Below are 19,848 nucleotides of genomic sequence, written 5' to 3' on the forward strand. Positions count from 1 at the left end.
ATTTTTGAAACAATAATGTGCAGTTTAGCGTATTTATTGGTTCGATTCGTGAGCTTATAGTGTGCGCATCCACTGAAACACAGTGCAAACCGCCGGCGGGCGCCGGCATTAGACCCAAGGAGTCAACCATGATCCGTCAAACCCTGATCGCCGCCGCTCTCGCCGCCGCCGGTTTCGCCCACGCCGGCGACCTGAAACTGTCGGTCTACAACGCCGACGGCAACAGCTTCAACGTTTCCTCCGTGCTGGTCACCGGCGACAAGGACGCCGTGCTGATCGACACCGGCTTCACCCGCGCCGACGCCTACCGCATCGCCGCCAAGGTGCTGGACAGCGGCAAGAACCTGAAGACCATCTACGTCAGCCAGGCCGATCCGGACTACTACTTCGGCGCCTCGGTGCTGAAGCAAATCTTCCCGAAGGCCGAACTGGTGGCCGCGCCCGAGACCCTGGCCCACATCAAGGGCAATGTGAAGGGCAAGGTGGCGTTCTGGGGGCCGAAGATGGGCGCCAACGCGCCGCAGGCCAAGCCGCTGCTGCCGACCGCGCTGAAGGCCGACACCATCACGCTGGAAGGCAAGAAGCTGGAAATCAAGGATAGCCACGGCATCCTGGGCCATCGCAGCTATATGTGGATTCCGTCGATCCGCGCCATCGTCGGCAATGTCGGCGTCTACTCCGGCATGCACGTGTGGACCGCCGACACCCAGACCGACGCCGAGCGCAAGGCCTGGTTCAAGCAGCTGGACGACATGGAGGCGCTGAAGCCGGAAACGGTGGTGCCGGGCCATATGATCGCCGGCGACAAGATGGATGTGTCCACCATCCGCTTCACCCGCGACTATCTGAAGACCTTCGAGGCCAAGAACGCCGAAACCCGCGACAGCGCCGCGCTGATCGACGCGATGAAGCAGGCTTACCCGAACGCGGCCGAAGTCTCCACGTTGGAGCTGGGCGCCAAGGTGCGCAAGGGCGAGATGAAGTGGTAACGGGCATGAAACTGCATTATTTCTACGACCCGCTGTGCGGCTGGTGCTACGGCGCCTCCCCGCTGTTGCAGGCGGCGGCCGCGTTGCCGGGCCTGGTGGTGGAGATGCACGCCGGCGGCATGCTGGACGAGGCGGAGGGCCGCACCATCACGCCGGAATGGCGGTCCTATGTGATGCCGCACGACAAGTGCATCGCCCAGATGAGCGGCCAGCCTTTCGGCGACGCCTATTACGATGGTCTGCTGAACGACGTCGGCGCGCCGCTGGCGTCCGATCCGCCCATCGCCGCCGTGCTGGCCGCCGCCCGGCTCGGAGCCGATCCGCTGGCGATGCTGGCCCGGATACAGCGCGCCCATTATCTGGAGGGCCGGCGCATCGCCGAATTCGCCGTGCTGTCGGAACTGGCCGCCGAGCTGGGCATCGCCGCCGAGCGCTTCGCGCCGGCCTGGCGCGAAGCCCGGACCGAGGCGGAGCGCCATATCGACGACACGCGCCGGCAGATGGCCAAGCTGGGCTTGCGCGGTTTTCCGTCGGCGGTGCTGGAGCAGGACGGCAAGCTGGAACGGCTGGAGCTGTCCGGCTGGCTGGGCAGGCCGGTCGAACTGGCCGCCGCGCTGGCGGCGCGCCTGCCGCAGCCGGCCGCTTCCGGCGACGACGCGCTGTTCTGCACGCCGGAAAACTGCCGCTGAGCGCGCTGCATCCCGTCCAACCGCCGTTCCATTCGGAGCGGCGGTTTTTTCATGCGCGCGGACAGGCTGACGCCGCGGTTTGCAAAGGCTCTAATCGCGGGGGGCGAGATCGGCGGCGATGGCCGTCAGCGTTCTTCGCGCCAGCGCGCGCATGCTTTCCCCGGGCGCGGCGCTGAGCGGCAGGTCCGGCGAAATGCCGGGGACTTCGTCGCTGCCGTCCGCACGCAGCCGCACGCAGTCGGGGATGCGGAAGCGCAGGCCAGAGTGGGGCAGGATCAAAGGCTGGATTTTCCCCATGAAGCCGCAGCCGTCGCCGCCCGTGCCTTGTCCCGCCGTCTTGGCCAATCGGTTGTCCCGGCTGACGGCGGTGAACATTTCGGCGGCGGAGTAAGTCCGTCCATTGGTCAACAGATAGACCGGCCCTTGCCAGGCGCCCTGGCTGCCGAACGATTGCGCGGGCCAGAACAGCGTCTCGGACACGATCCGCGAATAACGGCCCGGCTCCAGATGGTCCACCGCGCCGGACGCGTAGCCTACCTGGACCAGACGGCTGTGCGCCGCGCCGGGATCGAAGACGCGTTGCTCGCGCCAGACCCAGCTCATGTCGACCGGCGGCGCCTGGCGCAGTCGCGCCGCCTGGGCGCGGAACGCATCGAGAAACGGCTGCAGGGCGGCCCTGTCCGCCGCCGTGGCCTCCGGCGGCAAGCCGGTACTCAAGGTCTCCACCCATTCTTGCAAGTAGGCCTCCCCCTGGGCTGAGCGCGCCAGCCATAAGGGCGCGGAGCGGACCGGGCCGTTGCCCAGCAGACGGGACATCGCGTCGCCGCTGTCGTTGCCGCCGGAATTGTCGCCGACATCGACGATCAGCGCGCGGGCGCCCGCCGTGTGCAGTTCGCGCAGGCGCTCTGCGGTTTCGCGATACCAGGCGCGCATGGTGTCGGTAAACAGCTTGCCGGCGTCGATGCGGCCATCTCGTGCGCGCATCGCGTCCCAGGCCGGCTGGCACAGCTGCGGATAGTTGAGCGGGTTGAACGATGGAATGCGCAGCAGCGCCAGCTTGCCGGCCGGCCCCAGATCGGCGATGCCGCTTCGCATCGGGCGGGCCAGCCCGTCGGCGGTCAGCGTCACGCCGGGAAGGGACTCGAAAGGCGAGGAAAAGGCGATGGCGCCGCTGTTGACATAGCCCAGCGCGGCGCAGCCGTCGAGGGCGCTGTCATGCGACAGATCGCGTGCCGGCGGCTCCGCTCCCGGCGATGACGGCTCGATCACCGGTTTGAGCGGGGCGAAATGGCCGTCGTGAAAGCCGCTCTGGAAATCCAGGATGGCCTGCCTGGCCTCGGCGTCGTCGCGAGCCCGTGCCAGCGCGGCCCGCGCCCGCCGGTCCAGGCGGGGGAGATCGACGCCGCTGCCGGGAGAGGCCATCCAGGCCAGGTGGGAATAACGTTTTTCCAGTTCCCGTTTGAGCAAGCGGTAGTCTTGCCGCCAGGCGCTCCGGTCGAAGGCGGCGGCCGCGTCTGCAACGGACGAGGAGCAGGACAGGGCTGCCAATAGCAGGATGCGGGCGAGTCTGACGGCGGAATTCTGCGGCATGGCGCGATTGTGTGCGAGATGGAGCGGCCCATCGTACGCGTGGCTTTCTGTAATGCCAATGGCGTTTTGTCGATACATAGCCAGTTCTAATGCATTTCCAGAATGTCATTGATATTTATTTGGGATTTTTGACTTGAAAGATATTGTCTACGACATACCATTAAATACCAATATGATACCAATTGCTCACGATGAGGAGATGGAGATGCGCAGAACGACAGGCAGGGCGATGGCGATGGCTGTGTTGCTGGCCCTCGGCCAGCATGTGTGGGCCGCCTGCCCGAACTGGACCGAAGGCACGAGCTACAAGGCCGGCGACGTGGTCAGCTACAACAATGCCAACTACACCGCGCTGGTGGCGCATACCGCCTATGTCGGCGCCAACTGGAATCCGGCGGCCTCGCCGACGCTGTGGACGCCGGGCGGCAGCTGCTCCGGCGGCGACCCGACGCCGCCGACCCCGCCGGATCCCCCGACGCCGCCCGGCCCGCCGGGAAACACCGTGCCGTTCGCCAAGCACGCGCTGGTCGGCTACTGGCACAATTTCGCCAATCCGAGCGGCAGCGCCTTTCCGTTGGCGCAGGTCAGCGCCGACTGGGACGTGATCGTCGTGGCCTTCGCCGACGACGCCGGCAACGGCAATGTCAGCTTCACGCTCGATCCCGGCGCCGGCAGCGCCGCGCAGTTCATCCAGGACATCCGCGCCCAGCAGGCCAAGGGCAAGAAGGTGGTGTTGTCGCTGGGCGGGCAGAACGGCTCGGTGACGCTGAACAACGCCACCCAGGTGCAGAACTTCGTCAACAGCCTGTACGGCATCATCGTCCAGTACGGCTTCGACGGCATAGACCTGGACCTGGAGAGCGGCAGCGGCATCGTCGTCGGCGCGCCGGTGGTCGGCAATCTGGTCAGCGCGGTCAAGCAGCTGAAGGCCAAGGTCGGGCCGAACTTCTACCTGTCGATGGCGCCGGAACATCCATACGTCCAGGGCGGCTTCGTCGCCTACGGCGGCAACTGGGGCGCCTACCTGCCCATCATCGACGGCCTGCGCGACGACCTTTCGGTGATACACGTCCAGTACTATAACAACGGCGGCCTGTACACGCCTTACTCCAACGGCGCGCTGGCCGAGGGGTCGACCGATATGCTGGTCGGCGGCAGCAAGATGCTGATCGAGGGCTTCCCGATCGCCAACGGCGCCTCCGGCAGCTTCAAGGGCCTCAGGCCGGACCAGGTGGCCTTCGGCGTGCCGTCCGGCCGCAGCTCGGCCAATTCCGGCTTCGTCACCACCGACACCGTGGCCAAGGCGCTGAGCTGCCTGACTGCGCTGCAGGGCTGCGGCGCCGTCAAACCGGCGCAGGCCTACCCGAGCTTCCGCGGCGTGATGACCTGGTCGGTCAACTGGGACCGCCACGACGGCTACAACTTCTCCAAGCCGGTGGCGGCCAGCCTGCACCAGCTGCCGCTCGGCAATGCGGCGGCCAAGAAAAAAGCCGTCCGCGCGGCGCGGACGGCTTGGTGAGCTTGAGCCGGATGGCCGTCGCTTAGGCGGCGGTCATCTGGTAGCCGGTGATCTGGGCGGCCGACACCAGGCTGTTCAGGTACTCGTGCATCGCCTGGTTGAACGCCAAGTCGGTCAGGTACTGCTGCAGACGGTCCTTGACCTCGTCGAAGCCGATCTTGCCGCCTTCGACGCGCTGGTCCACCTGGATGATGTGGTAGCCGAACTGGGTTTCCACCAGGTGCGGGGTGATCTGGCCGGCTTCGGTGCCGAATACGGCCTGTTCGAATTCCGGCACCATCTGGCCGCGGCCGAACTGGCCGAGGCTGCCGCCCTGCTTGCCGGACGGGCAGGTCGAGTGTTCCTGCGCCAGCGCGGAGAAGCGCGACGGGTTGGCCTGGACTTCAGCCAGGATGCCTTCGGCCTTGGCCTTGATCAGGCTGGCTTCCAGGCCTTCGCCCTTGGGCAGCAGGATGTGGCTGGCGACGGCGCTGTCGCCGCCGGCGAAGCGGTCCGGATAGCGCTCGTAGAAGTCGCGGCAGCCGGCTTCGTCGATCGGCTCCACTTGCAGCTTGCTGTCCAGCAGCGTCTGAATGGCTTGTTGCTCGTCGGCGGCTTCGATGCCTTCGGCCTTGGCCTGCTGAACCAGCAGCGTGTGCAGGATCAGTTGCTGGACCGCGGTGTCGCGCGGGCTGGGCGTGTCCGCGTAGTGGTCCAGTTGGGAGGCGATCATGTCTTCGCTGATTTCAACGCCGTTGACGGTGATGGTCATGTGAGTTTCCTGTGAGGGAGCGGCCAGTCCTGGCGTTTCCGTATGGGGCTGCCGGCGGCAGCGCTGACAAGGGCAGGGCGGGCCTGCCTGCGGATGTGCGCGAAGGTAAGCGCGGCGGGGGGCGCTGTCAAGCAAAACGGGGACGGCAAGCCGTCCCCGTCGCGCTGTCGGGCGCGTTTACTGCTGGATCTGGGCCTTGGCCTTCAGATCGGCGACGTACTTCTCGATGCGGGAACCCATCACGCGCTGGGTCAGCTGCGGACGGATTTCATCGAGTTGCGGCACGTTGCGCTGGGTGCGCACGTCGTCCAGCTTGATCACGTGCCAGCCGTACTCGGTCTTCACCGGCTTGACGGTCACTTCACCCTTGGCCAGCTTGCTCATCGCCTCGGAGAACGGCGCGACGAAGGTGCCGGCTTCCTGCCAGCCCAGGTCGCCGCCATTGGCCTTGCTGCCCGGATCCTGCGATTTTTCCTTGGCCAGCTTGTCGAAGGACTTGCCCTTCTTCAGCGCGTCGATCACCGACTTGGCTTCGGATTCGCTCTTCACCAGGATGTGGCGGGCGTGGTATTGCTTGGTTTCCGGCACCGAGGCGACCAGCTTGTCGTATTCGGCCTTCAGATCGGCGTCGCTGATCGGGTTGGCCTTCTCGAAGTCCTTGACCAGGCGGTTGGCCAGCGCCATCGCCTGCATGTTCTGCAGCTCGGCGGTGAATTCCGGCGACTTGTCCAGACCCTTCTTCACGGCTTCCTGGCGCAGCACTTCGGCGGTTACCAGCTGGTCCTTGATCTGGTCGCGGGCCTGCGGCGTGACGTTCTGGCCCTGGGCTTCCATCATCTTGGCGACCGCGTCGATGCGGGCGTCGGTGATCTGCTGGCCGTTGATGGTCGGGCCGGCGACGGCGATGGCGCTGCCGGCGAAGGCGGCGACGAGGGCGGTTTGCAGCAGGATTTTACGCATTATGTTTTATTCCTGGATCGGGATGGGGTGGATTACTGGATCTTGCTCTTGGCGCGCAGATCTTCGACGGCCTTGGCAATCGACTCTTCCTGCAACTGGCGGCCGAGCTGCGGCTTCAGCTGCTCGAGCGGCGGCACCTGGGCGTCGCGCACGTCGGCAACCTTGAACACGTGCCAGCCATACGACGACTGGTAGGGCTTGCTGCTGATCTGGCCTTTCGGGATGGCCTTCAGCGCCGTGGCCAGCGCCGGGTCCATGCGGGCCATATTGCCCCAGCCCATGTCGCCGCCGGTCTGCTTGGCGTTCGGGTCCACCGAGCGGGTCTTGGCCAGTTCTTCGAACTTGCCGCCCTTCTTCAGCTGGGCGATGACCTTCTGGGCATCGGCTTCGTTGGCCAGCGTGATCTGATAGGCGTGGATGTCCTTGGTGCCGGCGAACTGGGCGGCGAGCTGGTCGTAGCGGGCCTTGATCTGGGCGTCGCCGATGGCGGCCTTGTCGGCGATGTCGGCGAACAGCGCGTCGCGCAGCAATTCGGCGCGAACCTCGTCCATGCGCTTGACGAAGGCCGGCTGCTTGTCGAGGCCGCGGCGCGTGGCTTCCTGCAGGATCACCTGGCGGTTGATCAGCGAAGTCTTCAGCTGTTCGCGCAGCTCGGGCGTGTCCTGCTGCTTGCCGCCGCTGCTTTGCACCACATTGGCGACGGCGGCGTCGAGTTCGGATTTTTCGATGGCGACGCCGTTGACGACGGCCACCGATTCGGCGGCGGCCGGCAGGCTGATCGAGGCGGCCAGCAACAGTGCGGCGATGCGGGAATGTTTCATGTTAGCCCTTTGCAGAATTCACAGTTCTTCTGGGGTGAGCGCGCGGATGGCGAGCGCGTGTACGCGACCGGCCATCAGTTCGCCCAGCGTTTGATAGATCAGCCGGTGGCGCTGCACGCGGCCCATACCGGCGAAACGGCTGCTGACTATCGTCAGCGTGTAGTGGCCGCCACCGCCCTTGGCGCCGGCGTGTCCGGCGTGCAGGGCGCTGTCGTCCTGAATGTCTAGGTGTTCCGGCGCGAGCTGTCGCAGCGCCGCCTCCAGCAGTTGCACGGTATCGCTCATGCCGGGAACACCTGGCGGAAAGGCTTGACCTCGACCGAGGCGTAGACGCCGGCGGCGCGGTAGGGGTCGGCGTCGGCCCAGGCGCGGGCGTCGTCCAGCGAGGCGAACTCGGCGACGATCAGGCTGCCGGAGAAACCGGCCGGGCCGGGATCGACGCTGTCTATCGCCGGAAACGGACCGGCCAGCTTCAGGCGGCCGGCATCCTGCAGCGCCTGCAGGCGGGCCAGGTGATCGGGGCGGGCGGCCAGGCGCTGGGCCAGCGTGCCGGGCGCGTCCTGGGCCATGACGGCGTACAGCATCATTTCTTTTCCTCGATGTACTTGCCCAGGAACAGGCTTTGCGCGATCACGAAGACCAGCATCAGCCCCATGCCGCCGAACAGCTTGAAGTTGACCCAGACGTCTTCGCTGAAGCGGTAGGCGACGAACAGGTTCAGCGCGCCCATGAAGGCGAAGAAACCGGTCCAGATCCAGGTCAGCTTGCGCCATACCGGGTCCGGCATGCTGATCTGCTGGCCCATCATCATCCGCAGGCCGTTCTTGCCGGCGAACTCGCTGATCAACAGGCCGACGCCCATCACCCAGTACAGCACGGTCGGTTTCCACATGATGAAGTGCTTGTCGTGCAGCAGCAGCGTCGCGCCGCCGAGCACCACGATCAGCCCGAGGCTGATCCATTGCATCGTGTCCACCTTGCGGTGTTTGAACCAGGCCCAGCCGACCATCAGCACGGTGGCGGCGATGGCGACGCCGGTGGCGACGAACATATTGCGCGTCAGCCAGTAGGCGCCGAAGAACAGCAGGACGGGGAGGAGGTCGGTAAAAAATTTCATGCGGGTGATTATGGGGGCAGGCGTGGCCAGATTCAAGCCACGCCGGGCCTTATGGCGGGATTAACGGTTAGTTTGTTTGATGACGCTGAGCGCGCTGGCGACCAGTCCGCCGACGTCGGCGACATTGCTCGGCATGATGATGGTATTGTTTTCCTTGGCCAATTTGCCGAAGGCGTCGATGTATTGCTCGGCCACTTTCAGGTTGACGGCCTCGACGCCGCCGTCGGCGCGGACGGCGCCGGCGACGCGGTTGATCGCGTCGGCTGTTGCGTCGGCCACCAAACGTATCGCCTCGGCCTCGCCCATCGCCTGGTTGATCGCGGCCTGCTTGCTGCCCTCGGAGTTGTTGATCGTCGCCTGCATCTCGCCCTGGGACTTCTGGATCGCCGCCTCGCGCGCGCCGGTGGCCAGGTTGATCTGCTCAACCTTCAGGCCCTCGGACTGGGCGATGCGGGCGCGCTTCTCCCGCTCGGCGGTGATCTGCGCCTGCATCGCGTGCAGGATGTCCTGCGGCGGCACCAGGTCCTTGATCTCGTAGCGCAGCACCTTGACGCCCCAGTTGATCGCCGCCTCGTCCAGCGAGGCCACCACGCTGCGGTTGATGTCGTCGCGCTCCTCGAAGGTCTTGTCCAGTTCCAGCTTGCCGATGACCGAGCGCAGCGTGGTCTGCGACAACTGGGTGATGGCGATGATGAAGTTGCTGGTGCCGTAGGAGGCCAGCTTGGCGTCGGTCACCTGGAAGTAGAGGATGCCGTCCACCTTCAGCTGGGTGTTGTCGCGGGTGATGCAGATCTGGCTCGGCACGTCGAGCGGGATTTCCTTCAGGCTGTGCTTGTAGGCAATGCGGTCGATGAACGGCGTGATGATGTTGAGGCCGGGCGTCAGCGTCGCGTGGTAGCGGCCCAGGCGCTCGACGATGTAGGCGTTCTGCTGCGGCACCACCGCCAGCGACTTGAAGATGAAGACGACGACGGCCACGAACAGGATCAGGGCGATTTCCATGGATTTATTCCGGTTGTTGAGACGAGATCTTGAACAGATTGCCTTCGCGGCCGGCGATATAGCCGGTGGCGCCGGCATCCAGCGCCGGGTCCAGCAGCAGCGCGTCCCATTCGGCGCCGCGGTAGTGGATGCGGGCGCGGCCGGGCGAGGTCAGCGCGACGACGGCGACCGGACGTCCCCAGTCGGGATCGTCCTGCGGCCGCTGGGCCGCAGGCGGATTGCGCCGGCGCCGCTGACGGATCAGCAGCACGCCGGCCACGCCGCAGACGCTGGCGATCAGCCATTGCAGCGGCGGCGGCGCGCCCAGCCAGGCGGAGGCGCCGCCGCAGGCCATCGCCACGGCGATCATCAGCAGGTAGAAGGTGCCGGACATGAATTCGGCGATCAGCGCGACCAGCGCGCAGCCGAACCAGAAGATCAGGGCTTGCGACATGCGAGTTTCCGTTCAATGGCCATGACGGGCATTGTCCGGCCAATCGCCGTCGATGACAACGTCAGACGTGGTCGCGGTCCGGCAGGTGGCGGGACAGGTGGATGGCGTCCTCGCTGTCCAGCCAGAATTTGCGGATGTACAGCCACAGGGCGGCCACGGCCAGCGCCGCGATCAGCAGCAGGGTTTTCATGGCGACCATCCTTCCACGCGGATATCCGTTTCCAGTCTAGACGGTAAACGCGCGGACAGCAGGCCGGCCCGGCGTTACAATGCCGGCCCGTTTCAGACAGCAAGGCGCAAGAAATGTTCCAGTTGCAAGCCAGGACCGTCGCCGAGGTGGAAATCCGCAAGAGCCGCTTCATCGCGGTGCTGCTGCCGGTGGAAAGCCGCGAGCAGGCGCTGCGCGAGCTGGCCGCCATCCGCCAGCGCTGGCCGGACGCGCGCCATTACTGCGCGGTGTTGCTGTGCGACGGCGATTCGATGCTGGACGACGACGGCGAGCCGTCGGGCACCGCCGCGAAGCCGATGTACAACGTGTTGCGGCACAAGGACATCGTCAATGTGCTGGCGGTGGTGGTGCGTTATTTCGGCGGCATCAAACTGGGTGCGGGCGGCCTGGTCAGGGCCTACACTCAAGCTGTCAACGCCGCGCTGGCCGAAGCGAGGCTGCTGCCGCTGCGGCGGATGCGCCGGATGCAGCTGGCGGTGGATTTCGCCGACGAGGCCCGGCTGCGGCACGCCTGCCGCGAAATGGGGCTGGCGGTGAGCGGACAGCGCTACGCCGAACGGGTCTGGCTCGGCGTCGAGCTGCCGGACGACGAATGGCAGGCCAGGCTGGCGGAGCTGGCCGACAGGATGGCCGGCGCGCTGGAGGCGAAGCCGGACGACTGAGACAACGCGGGTGTAACCGGAGGCAAGCAGATGACGCAGAAAAAGTATCGTTTGGTGACGCGCAGCGATTTCGACGGCCTGGTGTGCGCGGTGCTGCTGAACGAGCTGAACCTGATCGACGAGGTGAAGTTCGCCCACCCGAAGGACATGCAGGACGGCAAGGTGGACATCGGCGGCGGCGACATCACCACCAATCTGCCGTATGTGGCCAAGGCCCATCTGGTGTTCGACCACCACCTGTCGGAGACGCTGCGCAACGCCACCGATGCCGACAACTACGTCATCGATCCGCGCGCGCCGTCGGCGGCGCGGGTGGTGTACAACCATTATGGCGGCAAGAAGGCCTTCCCCGGCATCAGCGACGAGATGATGGAGGCGGTCGACAAGGCCGACTCGGCGCAATTCAGCATCGAGGAAATCCTCAATCCCAAGGGCTGGGTGCTGCTGAACTACCTGATGGACGCGCGCACCGGCCTGGGGCGCTTCCGCGAGTTCAGCGTCAGCAATTTCCAGCTGATGATGGATTTGATCGGCTACTGCCGCAACCACTCGATAGAGGAGATCCTGCAACTGCCTGACGTGCAGGAGAGGGTGGCGCTGTATCGCGAGCACGAGACCGAGGCGAAGGCGCAGATCCTGCGCTGCGCGCGCGCGCACGGCAATGTGGTGGTGCTGAACCTGCTGCGCGAGGAAACGATACACCCAACCAACCGCTTCATGGTCTACGCGCTGTTCCCGGACTGCAGCGTGTCCATCCACGTGATGTGGGGCCTGAACCGGCAGAACACCGTGCTGGCGGTCGGCAAGTCCATCGTCAACCGCAGCTCGCACTGCAATATCGGCGCGCTGATGCTGCAATACGGCGGCGGCGGGCACGACGGGGCCGGCACCTGCCAGGTGGGGCACGATCAGGCCGAGGACGTGCTGGACGAGTTGATCGCCCGCATCCGCGGCCTGGGGTGAGCTACAGCGAGCGTATCAGCGCCAGCGCCTGGTGCAGGTCGCCGCATACCGCCAGCGCGGCGGCGCGGTCCTCGGCGCTGGGGGAGAGCAGGTCCGGCACCATGATGACCCGGGCGCCGGCGGCCGCGCCGGCCTGCAGGCCGACGCTGGAATCCTCCAGCACCAGGCAGCGGCCGGGGGCGACGCCCAGCTTGGCCGCGACGTCCAGGTAGACGTCCGGCGCCGGCTTGGTGTGCTCGACCTCGTCGCCGGCGGTGCTGATCTCGAAAAAGGCGCCCAGCCCGCTGCGGGCGAGCTTCAAATCGGCGATCTGGCGCCGGGTCGACGTGGCCACCGCGCGCGGGATGCCTTCGGCGCGCGCCCACTCCAGCAATTCGACGATGCCGGCCTTCAGCGGAATGTCCTCGTGCTGCAGCATGTGCGAGTAATGGCGGTGCGAGCCCTGTTGCAGCAGATCCGCCTGGCGCGAGTCGCCGAGATAGTCGGCGACGAAGCGCACGCAGCGGGCCATCGACATGCCGACCATCGCCAGCAGCATCTCCTCCTTGATTTCGATTCCCAGCTCGACGCCGGCGCGGCGCCAGGTCTCGTTGGAAATGCGTTCGGTGTCCAGCATCAGGCCGTCCATATCGAACAACAGCGCGTCGAAACTGCGGGGCATTGCTTCTCCTGGTTCATGGCGCGTGGCCGATTGCATTCGATTGTGCGGTCGCGGCGGCCCGCTGTCGAGTCGCGGCCGTCATCGGCCGCCGCGGCTCGGTATGGCTCTGGTATAGTGGACAGGTCACGGCAATGGGGGAGGATGAGGTGCGGTCGGTACTGATAGCGAATCCCAAGGGCGGCAGCGGCAAATCGACGCTGGCCACCAATCTGGCGGCCTATTTCGCCGCCGGCGGCAGCAAGGTGATGCTGGGCGACGTCGATCGTCAGCAGACCGCGTTGAACTGGCTGGCTCGACGCGATGCCGCCTTGCCCGGCATCGCCGGCTGGGAAGTGGAGCCGGACCAGCCGAAGCGCCCGCCGCGCGGCACCGAGGTGGTGGTGCTGGACAGTCCGGCCGGCCTGCGCGGCAAGAAACTGTCCGCGCTGCTGTCCCAGGTCGGCCATGTGATCGTGCCGATACAGCCGTCGCCGTTCGACAGCTGGGCCGGCGAGGCCTTCTTCGAGCAGATGCTGGAGGAAAAGGCGATACGCAAGCAGAAGGCCTTCATGGCGGTGGTGGGGATGCGGGTGGACCCGCGCACGCGCTCGGCGCGGGAGTTGGAGCAGTTTCTGGCGCGGCATGACGTGCCGGTGCTGGGCTGGCTGCGCGACACCCAGCTGTATGTGCAGGCCGCGGCGGCCGGCATGTCGCTGTTCGATCTGCCCGATTCGCGCACCGCGCGCGACCGCGAGGCCTGGCAGCCGATTCTGCGCTGGCTGGGCGACGACCCGCGGGCCTGGTGCGACAAATAAAATTTTTACCTGAAGACTATTGACGTCGAGAAACAACAGGCGTAGCTTTGTCTTGTAACTGCGTGCGAGCCGACCACAGGCATCGCAGGGATAGCTGCAAATGGGAGCCGACAGGGCTCCCGTCTTTGTTTGGGGCCCCTGTTTTTTTATTCCAACCCGTTCTGTGGGAGCACACGCATGATCAAGACCGAACTCAACTACGGCGACGTATATCTGGTGCCGAAGAAAACCGTCGTGGACAGCCGCAAGGCGTGCGACACCTCGGTGCAGTTCGGCCCGCGCCGCTTTGCGATGCCGGTCTATCCGTCCAATATGAAGTCGGTGGTGTCGGCCGAAGGCTGCGAATTCTTCGCCCGCCAGGGCTGGTTCTACACCATGCACCGCTTCAACGTCGACGCGGTGGCCTTCACCCGCGACATGCAGGACAAGGGCCTGTTCGCGTCGATCAGCGTCGGCGTCAACGACGATACCTATGAGCAACTGGACGCGCTGAAGGCCGCCGGCCTCACTCCCGAATACATGACGCTCGACGTCGCCAACGCCTGGTGCGTCAAGGCTGAGCGCATGATCAAACACATCAAGCAGCATTTCCCGAACACCTTCCTGATCGGCGGCAACGTCGCCACCGCCGAGGCCGCGCTCGACCTGGAATCCTGGGGCTGCGACGCGATCAAGGCCGGCATCGCCGGCGGCCGCGTCTGCATCACCAAGAACAAGACCGGCTTCCACCGCCCGATGATTTCCACCGTGCGGGACTGCGTCGCGGCGGTCAAGGTACCGGTGATCGCCGACGGCGGCATCGTCGAACACGGCGACATCGCCAAGGCGCTGGTCTGCGGCGCGGCGATGGTGATGGCCGGCTCGCTGTTCGCCGGCTACGACGAGTCGGCCGGCGACATCGTCGAGATCAGCGGCAAGCACTACAAGGAATACTTCGGCAGCGCGTCGCAGTTCAACAAGGGCGCTTACGTCAACGTCGAGGGCAAGAAGATCCTGGTCGAGTACAAGGGCAGCATAGGCAAGCTGCTGCGCGAATTGCAGGAAGACCTGCAATCGTCGGTCAGCTACGCCGGCGGTGCCGATCTGGCCGCGCTGCGCGGCGTGGAGATGATTCAGGTCTACCGCTGAGCGACGGATGCCCGGCCGTGCCGGCGGCCGTTTGATGTCCGCGCGTTCTCAGTCCGCCGCCGGCCGGCATTGCAGCCAGAGCGCCGATTCCAGCTGCATCGCGGTTTCGCCGCGCTGGTTGCGGGTGGTCCAGCGCACCTTGACCACGCCGAAGCCGGGCTGGCTGCCGGAGCGGCGCATGTCCAGGATTTCCACTTCCACCTGCAGCGTGTCGCCGGGCCGGGTCGGCCGCGGCCAGCGCATGTGCTCGACCTGCATGCCGATCAGGCCGTTGGCGGCCTGACCCAGCTCGGACTCGGTCACCAGCCGCATCGACAGGCTGCTGGTGTGCCAGCCGCTGGCGGCCAGGCCGTTGAAGAAGCTGTGCTCGGCCGCCTGCGGATCGGTATGGAAGGGCTGGGGGTCGAACTGGCGGGCGTAGCGGACGATCTCGTCCTCGCTCAGCGTGTGGCTGGGGCTGAGGAAGCGCTGTCCGACTTGCAGATCTTCGAAGTAGAGCATGGCTGGGCTTACGTTAACGTCATGTCGGGTCATGCAGCATAGCGCCGGCGACGGCAATGGTCAAAGTCCGGATGGTTTGGTCCGCAGGCGTTCAGGCGTCAGACGCGCAGCGCGGCGATCAGCGCCGCTTCCAGCGCCAGCGCGGTCTTGTCGTCCTTCAAGGCGCCGCCGGAGACCAGGAAGGAGTCCTCGGCGCGGCTGCCCAGCGTCATGATCTTGGCCGACTGCACGTCGAGGCGGTAATCGGCCAGCACCTTGGCGATGCGCGCCAGCAGGCCGGGGCGGTCGCCGGCGACGATGGACAGCACATAGTAGTTGTCCTTGTCGTCCGGGCGGATCGACACCTGCGGCGTGATCGGGAAGTGTTTCAGATGGCGGCTGATGCGGCCGGGCGGCGGCAGCGCCAGCGGCTGGTCGGCGGCCAGGGCCGCGGCCAGCTCGAACTCGATGAAGTTGATCATGTCGCGGTAGTCGCCCTCGTGGTGTTCGGGGACGAACACGTGGAAGGTGTCCAGCGCGTAGCCGTGGCGGGTGGTGTAGACCCTGGCGTCGGCGATGCTGTAGTTGGTGCGGCCGAAGAAGGCGCAGGCGCGGGCGAACAGCTCGGGCCGGTCGGGCGAATAGACCAGCACCTGGATGCCGTCGTGGTCGTCGGCCAGCCGCGCGCGCACCAGCGGCGCCTGCGGCGCCAGCTGGCGGTTCAGCACGCGGGCGTGCCAGGCGATCTCTTTGGCCTCGTGGCGCAGGAAGTAGACGGTGTCCAGCTGGGCCCACAGGCCGGCTTCGACGCCATCCGGTATCGCGTGCAGCCTGAGCAGCGCGCGCGCCTGGTTCTTGCGCGCCTCCAGTTCCGAGGCGAGGTCGGTCTCGCCGCCGCGCGACAGCACCCGCAGCGTCGCGTGGTACAGATCTTCCAGCAGCTTGGCCTTCCAGGTGTTCCACACCTTGGGGCTGGTGCCGCGTATGTCGGCCACGGTCAGCAGATAGAGCGCGGCCAGCCGGCGCGGCGTAGCCACCAGATCGGCGAAGCGCTGCACCGTTTCCGGGTCGTAGATGTCCTGTTTCTGCGCGATGCTGGACATGGTCAGGTGCTGCCCCACCAGCCAGGCGACCAGCCGGCAATCTTCTTCCGCCAGGCCGTGTTCGCGGCAGAAGGCGTCGGCGTCGGCGATGCCGAGCTGCGAATGGTCGCCGCCGCGGCCCTTGGCGATGTCGTGGAACAGGCCGGCCAGATACAGCGTCTCCGGCCGTTCGAAGTCGTTGATCAGCCGCGACATGAACGGGTATTCGTGGTTGTAGGCGCTGATGGCGAAACGGCGCAGATTGCGCACCACCATCAGGATGTGTTCGTCGACGGTGTAGACATGGAACAGGTCGTGCTGCATCTGGCCGACGATCTGGCCGAAATTGGGCAGGTACTGGCCCAGGATGCCGTACAGATTCATCCGCCTGAGCGTGCGGGTCAGGCCGGACGGCTCGCGAAAGATCTGCAGAAAGGTCTCGCGATTGCGCGCATCCTGGCGGAAGCGGTCGTTGATCAGGCTGCGCCCATGCCACAGCGCGCGCAGCATCCGCGGCGCGAAGCCGGACAATTCGGGGTGGCGCTGCAGCGTCAGAAAGGCTTCCAGTATCGCCGGCGGGTGCTTGTCGAAGGCGTTGACGTCGCGTATGCCCAGCATGCCGTTGACGGCGTGGAAGTATTCGTTGATGTGCTGGGTGACGCGCGGCACCTGCGAGTAGATGCGGCCGCGCAGATTGGGCAGCAGGATGCCGTTCAGCTGATTGACCGTCTTGGCGGCGCGGAAATACAGCTGCATCAGCTGTTCGCTGGCGCGCTTGGCCGGCGTGTCGGCCAGGCCCCAGGCCTGCGCCACCTGCTGCTGCAGGTCGAAGATCAGCCTGTCCTCGCGGCGGCGCGCCAGCAGGTGCAGATCGATGCGCAGCTTCTGCAGCTGTTCCTCGCTGTGCTTGATCAGCCGCGCCTCGGCCAGCGTCAGGATGCCGCGGCGCACCAGCGAATCCCAGTTGTCGCCCAGGCCGGCCGCCTTGCTGATCCACAGTATGGTGTGCAGATCGCGCAGGCCGCCCGGGCTCTCCTTCAGGTTCGGTTCCAGATTGTTGCTGACGCCGAACTGGCGGGTATGGCGCTGCTGCTGCTCCCGCGTCTTGCCCTCGAAGAAGGCCAGCGGATCGCGTTGCGCCTCCAGCCGCGCCATCAGCTCGCGCCAGGGCTGCTCCGGGCCGGCCACCAGCCGGTTTTCCAGCAGATTGGTCTCTATGGTGATGTCGCCGGCCGCCTCGCGCAGGCACTCGCTCAGCGTGCGCACGCTGTGGCCTATCTCCAGGCCGATGTCCCACATCAGGCCGATGAAGTGGCTGACCTTGTCGTTGACCTCGGCCGGCGTCGGGTCGGGCAGCAGGATCAGGATGTCGATGTCGGAGCCGGGAAACAGCTGGCCGCGGCCGTAGCCGCCGACCGCCGACAGGCTGGCCTGTCCGTCCAGGCCCTGTTCGCGCCACAGCGCCTCCAGCGCCTGGTCGACGACGCGGCTGTACGATTTCAGATAGGCTTGCGGCTCGCGGTCGACGCGGTAGCGTTCGGCCAGCTGCCGCCTGGCATCGGCCAGCGTCTGCCGCCAATGCAGCGGAGCGGCGGCGCCGGCCGTCATGTCAGCGCCTTTCCTGCTTGGCGATGATGGCGATGCCGCCGACGAGGAAGAGCAGGGTCGGCAGCGTGGCCGACAGGATGGCGTTCCAGTCGTACAACAGGCCCAGATGGCCGAACAGGCGGTTGACGAAGTGGAAGCTGACGCCGAGGCAGATGCCGGCGAACAGCTTGATGCCGAGCTGGCCGTGGCGGCGTTGCTGCGGCGTGAAGGCCAGCGCCACCAGCGCCATCGAAATGCAGGCCAGCGGGTAGAACAGCTTGCTCCACAGCGCGATCTCGTAGCGCTGGGTCTGCTGCTTGTTCTTTTCCAGGTGTTCGATATAGGTCAGCAGGTTCAGCGCCGACATCTGTTCCGGCACCACCAGCAGCACCGACAGGATTTCCGGCTCGACGATGGACTTCCATTTCAGCGACGGATAGCCGCGGCTGACGGTGTGGTCGCCGGCCAGCTCGGTTTCCTTGACGTTTTCCAGCAGCCAGCTGTGTTCGCCCTTGTCGAAGGTGCCGCGCTCGGCCAGCCGGGTGCGCTCCAGCTTGAAGTCCTGGTTGTAGGTGTAGATGCGTATGCCCAGCAGGGTGTTGTCCGGCAGCATCTCGTGGACGTTGATGAAGTTCTGGTTGTCCTTGACCCAGATGCCGGAGCGGAACTCCTGGGCCACCATCGAGTGGGTGGCCGACAGCTTGTTGCGCTCGGCTTCCTGCATCGCCCACGGCGCGACGAACTCGCCGAGCAGGATGGTCAGCACGGCGAAGCCCAGGCCGAATTTCAGCAGCGTGGCGGCGATCTGCCGCAGCGTGACGCCGGAGGTGCGGATCACCGTGTATTCGCTGGAGCTGGCCAGCTGCGTCATCGCCACCATGCCGCCTATCAGCACGGCCAGCGGCATCAGCTCGTAGGCGTGGCCGGGCGCCAGCAGCGCAACGTAGCCGGCCATCACGCCGACGGTGTAATTGCCGGTGCCGAGATTGGGCACCTCGGCCAGCAGGTCGAAGAAGCCGTACAGGCCCAGCAGCGCCAGCAGGGTGAACAGCGTGGACTGGGTCAGGGTGCTGATGATGTAGCGGTGTATCAGTTTCATCGGGATTCTGTCAGTTTTTGCCGAACATCTGGGACAGCGATTGTCCGAACGGAATCTGCGGCTTGTCGCGGTGCTTGAGCAACAGCAGCGCGATCAGCAGCATCGCCGCGTGCACCAGCGCGATGGTCCAGACGCCGGTCTTGTCCTGGGCGATCCAGTTGCGGGCGATGGTCAGGCCGTTCTGGTAGACGAAGAAGGCCAGCAGGGCGAACAGCAGATTGTAGGTGTGGCCGCTGCGCGGGTTGTAATACGACAGCGGCAGCGCCAGCAGCGCCAGGATGACGCAGCTGATCGGCATCGACAGGCGCCAGGCCAGTTCTGCCCGGTATTCGGGGTTGGCGCTGCCCAGCAGCTGGCCGGTGGGAATCGATTGGCGGTTGCTGGCCGGACCGACGGAGACCTGGCTCTCGCCTATGCTGGCGCTGTAGCGCTTGAACGAGCCGATCTGGTAATCGGCCTTGCCCGGCTCGCCGATGTAGCGTTGGCCGTCCTCCAGCACCAGCAGGCGCTCGCCGTCCGGCTTGATGGCGATATAGCCGTGCTTGGCGAAAATGGTGCTGACTTTGCCGTCGGTCATGTCCTGCATGAAAATATTGGAAGCGGCGCTGTGCAGGCCGGAATAATTCTCGATGAAGTAAACCTTGGTCGACGAGGCCGATTCCTTGAACACGCCGGGGGAGATCGCCGATATCTCTTCGCGACGTTTGATGATCTCGGCGTAATCCTGGCTGCGCTGGTCGGCCCAGGGGCCGACGAACAGCGTGACGCCGGCGATCAGCATCGCCAGCGGCACGGTAAAGCGCATGATGGGCCAGATCCAGTCGCGCAGCGACAGGCCGGAGGACAGCCACACCACCATCTCATGGTCGCGCCAGGTGCGGGTCAGGACCACCAGCACGCTGACGAAAACCGTCAATATCATCAAGACCGGGAAGAAGCCCAGCGTCCAGAAGCCGATCAGCGCGGTGACGGCCTCGTTGGCGATCTGACCCTCCGCCGCGCGCCCGAGCAGGTTGATCGCCTGAGTGGAGATGATGATGGCCAGCAGCACGACGAATACACCCAAGGCGGTGAAAGTCAATTCGCGTGTCAGGCTTTTTTGAAAAACCATTTATTCAGTGCCTTTTTGACTTTTTGTGAAAAGCATTGTGATAATTCGATGAGACAATTCTGAAGCGCCATTTCCGGCAAATTTGGACCAATACAACAATCCTGCGTTCACCGGCGGCGAAGCCGTCCGTCTGCCCCGAGCTTAGACGGCCGTCATGAGGTGGAGCAACGACACTCGTTCT

22 protein-coding genes are annotated in these 19,848 nt (G+C 65.6%); 7 read left to right on the forward strand and 15 right to left on the reverse strand.

What is annotated here, in order from left to right; translation table 11 throughout:
• The first annotated feature begins 128 nt into the window (after positions 1-128).
• Both CXB49_RS06805 and CXB49_RS06810 read left to right on the forward strand, forming a co-directional pair.
• On the forward strand, positions 129-989 hold the full coding sequence (locus CXB49_RS06805) for an MBL fold metallo-hydrolase (protein WP_101707691.1): 861 nt from the start codon (positions 129-131) through the stop codon (positions 987-989).
• 5 nt (positions 990-994) lie between these two features.
• Positions 995-1,678, forward strand: a complete 684-nt coding sequence (locus tag CXB49_RS06810; protein WP_101707692.1) for a DsbA family protein — start codon at positions 995-997, stop codon at positions 1,676-1,678.
• A 90-nt stretch (positions 1,679-1,768) separates the two neighbouring features.
• Here CXB49_RS06810 and CXB49_RS06815 read toward each other — a convergent pair whose 3' ends face one another.
• A complete protein-coding gene (locus CXB49_RS06815) occupies positions 1,769-3,268 on the reverse strand; it encodes a S41 family peptidase (RefSeq protein WP_158300644.1) in 1,500 nt (499 codons plus the stop codon).
• Between the two features lie 205 nt (positions 3,269-3,473).
• Between CXB49_RS06815 and CXB49_RS06820 the strand changes: the two genes are divergently transcribed.
• Complete coding sequence (locus CXB49_RS06820; protein ID WP_101710635.1) at positions 3,474-4,787, forward strand: chitinase; 1,314 nt, start codon at positions 3,474-3,476, stop codon at positions 4,785-4,787.
• A gap of 22 nt (positions 4,788-4,809) precedes the next feature.
• On the opposite strand, the gene CXB49_RS06825 is transcribed toward CXB49_RS06820, so the two are convergent.
• The 9 genes from CXB49_RS06825 to CXB49_RS24250 form a co-directional block, all read right to left on the reverse strand.
• Entirely contained in the window at positions 4,810-5,538 is a 729-nt protein-coding gene (locus CXB49_RS06825) for a peptidylprolyl isomerase (protein WP_101707694.1), read from the reverse strand.
• A 177-nt stretch (positions 5,539-5,715) separates the two neighbouring features.
• Entirely contained in the window at positions 5,716-6,498 is a 783-nt protein-coding gene (locus CXB49_RS06830; RefSeq protein ID WP_101707695.1) for a peptidylprolyl isomerase, read from the reverse strand.
• A gap of 32 nt (positions 6,499-6,530) precedes the next feature.
• Positions 6,531-7,319: a peptidylprolyl isomerase gene (locus tag CXB49_RS06835; protein ID WP_101707696.1), complete on the reverse strand. Its 789-nt coding sequence runs from the start codon at positions 7,317-7,319 to the stop codon at positions 6,531-6,533.
• 18 nt (positions 7,320-7,337) lie between these two features.
• Positions 7,338-7,604: a BolA family transcriptional regulator gene (locus CXB49_RS06840; RefSeq protein WP_101707697.1), complete on the reverse strand. Its 267-nt coding sequence runs from the start codon at positions 7,602-7,604 to the stop codon at positions 7,338-7,340.
• Entirely contained in the window at positions 7,601-7,903 is a 303-nt protein-coding gene (locus CXB49_RS06845) for a YciI family protein (protein ID WP_101710636.1), read from the reverse strand. Before CXB49_RS06845 ends, CXB49_RS06840 begins: the two co-directional genes overlap by 4 nt.
• On the reverse strand, positions 7,903-8,436 hold the full coding sequence (locus CXB49_RS06850) for a septation protein A (protein WP_101707698.1): 534 nt from the start codon (positions 8,434-8,436) through the stop codon (positions 7,903-7,905). The genes CXB49_RS06845 and CXB49_RS06850 overlap by 1 nt, the downstream gene beginning before the upstream one ends.
• A 60-nt stretch (positions 8,437-8,496) precedes the next feature.
• Positions 8,497-9,438, reverse strand: a complete 942-nt coding sequence (locus tag CXB49_RS06855) for an SPFH domain-containing protein (RefSeq protein WP_101707699.1) — start codon at positions 9,436-9,438, stop codon at positions 8,497-8,499.
• A gap of 4 nt (positions 9,439-9,442) precedes the next feature.
• The gene (locus tag CXB49_RS06860; RefSeq protein WP_101707700.1) at positions 9,443-9,871 is read right to left on the reverse strand and encodes an NfeD family protein; all 429 of its coding nucleotides are present in this window, start codon (positions 9,869-9,871) and stop codon (positions 9,443-9,445) included.
• Between the two features lie 61 nt (positions 9,872-9,932).
• Positions 9,933-10,061: a hypothetical protein gene (locus CXB49_RS24250; RefSeq protein WP_255409596.1), complete on the reverse strand. Its 129-nt coding sequence runs from the start codon at positions 10,059-10,061 to the stop codon at positions 9,933-9,935.
• A gap of 113 nt (positions 10,062-10,174) precedes the next feature.
• On the opposite strand from CXB49_RS24250, the gene CXB49_RS06865 reads away from it, so the two are divergent.
• Both CXB49_RS06865 and CXB49_RS06870 read left to right on the forward strand, forming a co-directional pair.
• On the forward strand, positions 10,175-10,762 hold the full coding sequence (locus tag CXB49_RS06865) for a YigZ family protein (RefSeq protein ID WP_101707701.1): 588 nt from the start codon (positions 10,175-10,177) through the stop codon (positions 10,760-10,762).
• Between the two features lie 30 nt (positions 10,763-10,792).
• Positions 10,793-11,725 (forward strand): exopolyphosphatase, encoded by a 933-nt coding sequence (locus CXB49_RS06870; protein WP_101707702.1) that lies wholly within the window; start codon positions 10,793-10,795, stop codon positions 11,723-11,725.
• A 1-nt stretch (position 11,726) separates the two neighbouring features.
• Here CXB49_RS06870 and CXB49_RS06875 read toward each other — a convergent pair whose 3' ends face one another.
• On the reverse strand, positions 11,727-12,386 hold the full coding sequence (locus CXB49_RS06875) for an HAD family phosphatase (RefSeq protein WP_101707703.1): 660 nt from the start codon (positions 12,384-12,386) through the stop codon (positions 11,727-11,729).
• A 146-nt stretch (positions 12,387-12,532) separates the two neighbouring features.
• Between CXB49_RS06875 and CXB49_RS06880 the strand changes: the two genes are divergently transcribed.
• Positions 12,533-13,180, forward strand: coding sequence for a ParA family protein (locus CXB49_RS06880; protein WP_233492966.1), 648 nt, complete (start codon positions 12,533-12,535; stop codon positions 13,178-13,180).
• Positions 13,181-13,357: 177 nt separating this feature from the next.
• Positions 13,358-14,308 (forward strand): GMP reductase, encoded by a 951-nt coding sequence (locus tag CXB49_RS06885; protein WP_101707705.1) that lies wholly within the window; start codon positions 13,358-13,360, stop codon positions 14,306-14,308.
• 48 nt (positions 14,309-14,356) lie between these two features.
• Here CXB49_RS06885 and CXB49_RS06890 read toward each other — a convergent pair whose 3' ends face one another.
• The 4 genes from CXB49_RS06890 to lptF all read right to left on the reverse strand — a co-directional run bounded on the left by CXB49_RS06890 (position 14,357) and on the right by lptF (position 19,667).
• Positions 14,357-14,809: a MaoC family dehydratase gene (locus tag CXB49_RS06890; RefSeq protein WP_101707706.1), complete on the reverse strand. Its 453-nt coding sequence runs from the start codon at positions 14,807-14,809 to the stop codon at positions 14,357-14,359.
• Positions 14,810-14,907: 98 nt separating this feature from the next.
• Positions 14,908-17,478 carry a [protein-PII] uridylyltransferase gene (locus CXB49_RS06895; protein WP_101707707.1) on the reverse strand — a complete coding sequence of 857 codons (2,571 nt, stop codon included), beginning with the start codon at positions 17,476-17,478 and terminating at the stop codon, positions 14,908-14,910.
• Between the two features lies 1 nt (position 17,479).
• Positions 17,480-18,556 carry an LPS export ABC transporter permease LptG gene (gene lptG / locus CXB49_RS06900; protein WP_101707708.1) on the reverse strand — a complete coding sequence of 359 codons (1,077 nt, stop codon included), beginning with the start codon at positions 18,554-18,556 and terminating at the stop codon, positions 17,480-17,482.
• Between the two features lie 10 nt (positions 18,557-18,566).
• A complete protein-coding gene (gene lptF, locus CXB49_RS06905) occupies positions 18,567-19,667 on the reverse strand; it encodes an LPS export ABC transporter permease LptF (protein WP_101707709.1) in 1,101 nt (366 codons plus the stop codon).
• Positions 19,668-19,848 lie beyond the last annotated feature (181 nt).

Origin of the sequence: Chromobacterium sp. ATCC 53434 (genome assembly GCF_002848345.1) — a bacterium.
GTDB lineage: Bacteria > Pseudomonadota > Gammaproteobacteria > Burkholderiales > Chromobacteriaceae > Chromobacterium.

Excerpts from the sequence above, each read along its gene's own strand:
- CXB49_RS06805 (WP_101707691.1), top strand. The coding sequence starts at position 129 with ATGATCCGTCAAACCCTGATCGCCGCCGCTCTCGCCGCCGCCGGTTTC.
- CXB49_RS06810 (WP_101707692.1), top strand. The coding sequence starts at position 995 with ATGAAACTGCATTATTTCTACGACCCGCTGTGCGGCTGGTGCTACGGC.
- CXB49_RS06815 (WP_158300644.1), bottom strand. The coding sequence starts at position 3,268 with ATGCCGCAGAATTCCGCCGTCAGACTCGCCCGCATCCTGCTATTGGCA.
- CXB49_RS06820 (WP_101710635.1), top strand. The coding sequence starts at position 3,474 with ATGCGCAGAACGACAGGCAGGGCGATGGCGATGGCTGTGTTGCTGGCC.
- CXB49_RS06825 (WP_101707694.1), bottom strand. The coding sequence starts at position 5,538 with ATGACCATCACCGTCAACGGCGTTGAAATCAGCGAAGACATGATCGCC.
- CXB49_RS06830 (WP_101707695.1), bottom strand. The coding sequence starts at position 6,498 with ATGCGTAAAATCCTGCTGCAAACCGCCCTCGTCGCCGCCTTCGCCGGC.
- CXB49_RS06835 (WP_101707696.1), bottom strand. The coding sequence starts at position 7,319 with ATGAAACATTCCCGCATCGCCGCACTGTTGCTGGCCGCCTCGATCAGC.
- CXB49_RS06840 (WP_101707697.1), bottom strand. The coding sequence starts at position 7,604 with ATGAGCGATACCGTGCAACTGCTGGAGGCGGCGCTGCGACAGCTCGCG.
- CXB49_RS06845 (WP_101710636.1), bottom strand. The coding sequence starts at position 7,903 with ATGCTGTACGCCGTCATGGCCCAGGACGCGCCCGGCACGCTGGCCCAG.
- CXB49_RS06850 (WP_101707698.1), bottom strand. The coding sequence starts at position 8,436 with ATGAAATTTTTTACCGACCTCCTCCCCGTCCTGCTGTTCTTCGGCGCC.
- CXB49_RS06855 (WP_101707699.1), bottom strand. The coding sequence starts at position 9,438 with ATGGAAATCGCCCTGATCCTGTTCGTGGCCGTCGTCGTCTTCATCTTC.
- CXB49_RS06860 (WP_101707700.1), bottom strand. The coding sequence starts at position 9,871 with ATGTCGCAAGCCCTGATCTTCTGGTTCGGCTGCGCGCTGGTCGCGCTG.
- CXB49_RS24250 (WP_255409596.1), bottom strand. The coding sequence starts at position 10,061 with ATGAAAACCCTGCTGCTGATCGCGGCGCTGGCCGTGGCCGCCCTGTGG.
- CXB49_RS06865 (WP_101707701.1), top strand. The coding sequence starts at position 10,175 with ATGTTCCAGTTGCAAGCCAGGACCGTCGCCGAGGTGGAAATCCGCAAG.
- CXB49_RS06870 (WP_101707702.1), top strand. The coding sequence starts at position 10,793 with ATGACGCAGAAAAAGTATCGTTTGGTGACGCGCAGCGATTTCGACGGC.
- CXB49_RS06875 (WP_101707703.1), bottom strand. The coding sequence starts at position 12,386 with ATGCCCCGCAGTTTCGACGCGCTGTTGTTCGATATGGACGGCCTGATG.
- CXB49_RS06885 (WP_101707705.1), top strand. The coding sequence starts at position 13,358 with ATGATCAAGACCGAACTCAACTACGGCGACGTATATCTGGTGCCGAAG.
- CXB49_RS06890 (WP_101707706.1), bottom strand. The coding sequence starts at position 14,809 with ATGCTCTACTTCGAAGATCTGCAAGTCGGACAGCGCTTCCTCAGCCCC.
- CXB49_RS06895 (WP_101707707.1), bottom strand. The coding sequence starts at position 17,478 with ATGACGGCCGGCGCCGCCGCTCCGCTGCATTGGCGGCAGACGCTGGCC.
- lptG (WP_101707708.1), bottom strand. The coding sequence starts at position 18,556 with ATGAAACTGATACACCGCTACATCATCAGCACCCTGACCCAGTCCACG.
- lptF (WP_101707709.1), bottom strand. The coding sequence starts at position 19,667 with ATGGTTTTTCAAAAAAGCCTGACACGCGAATTGACTTTCACCGCCTTG.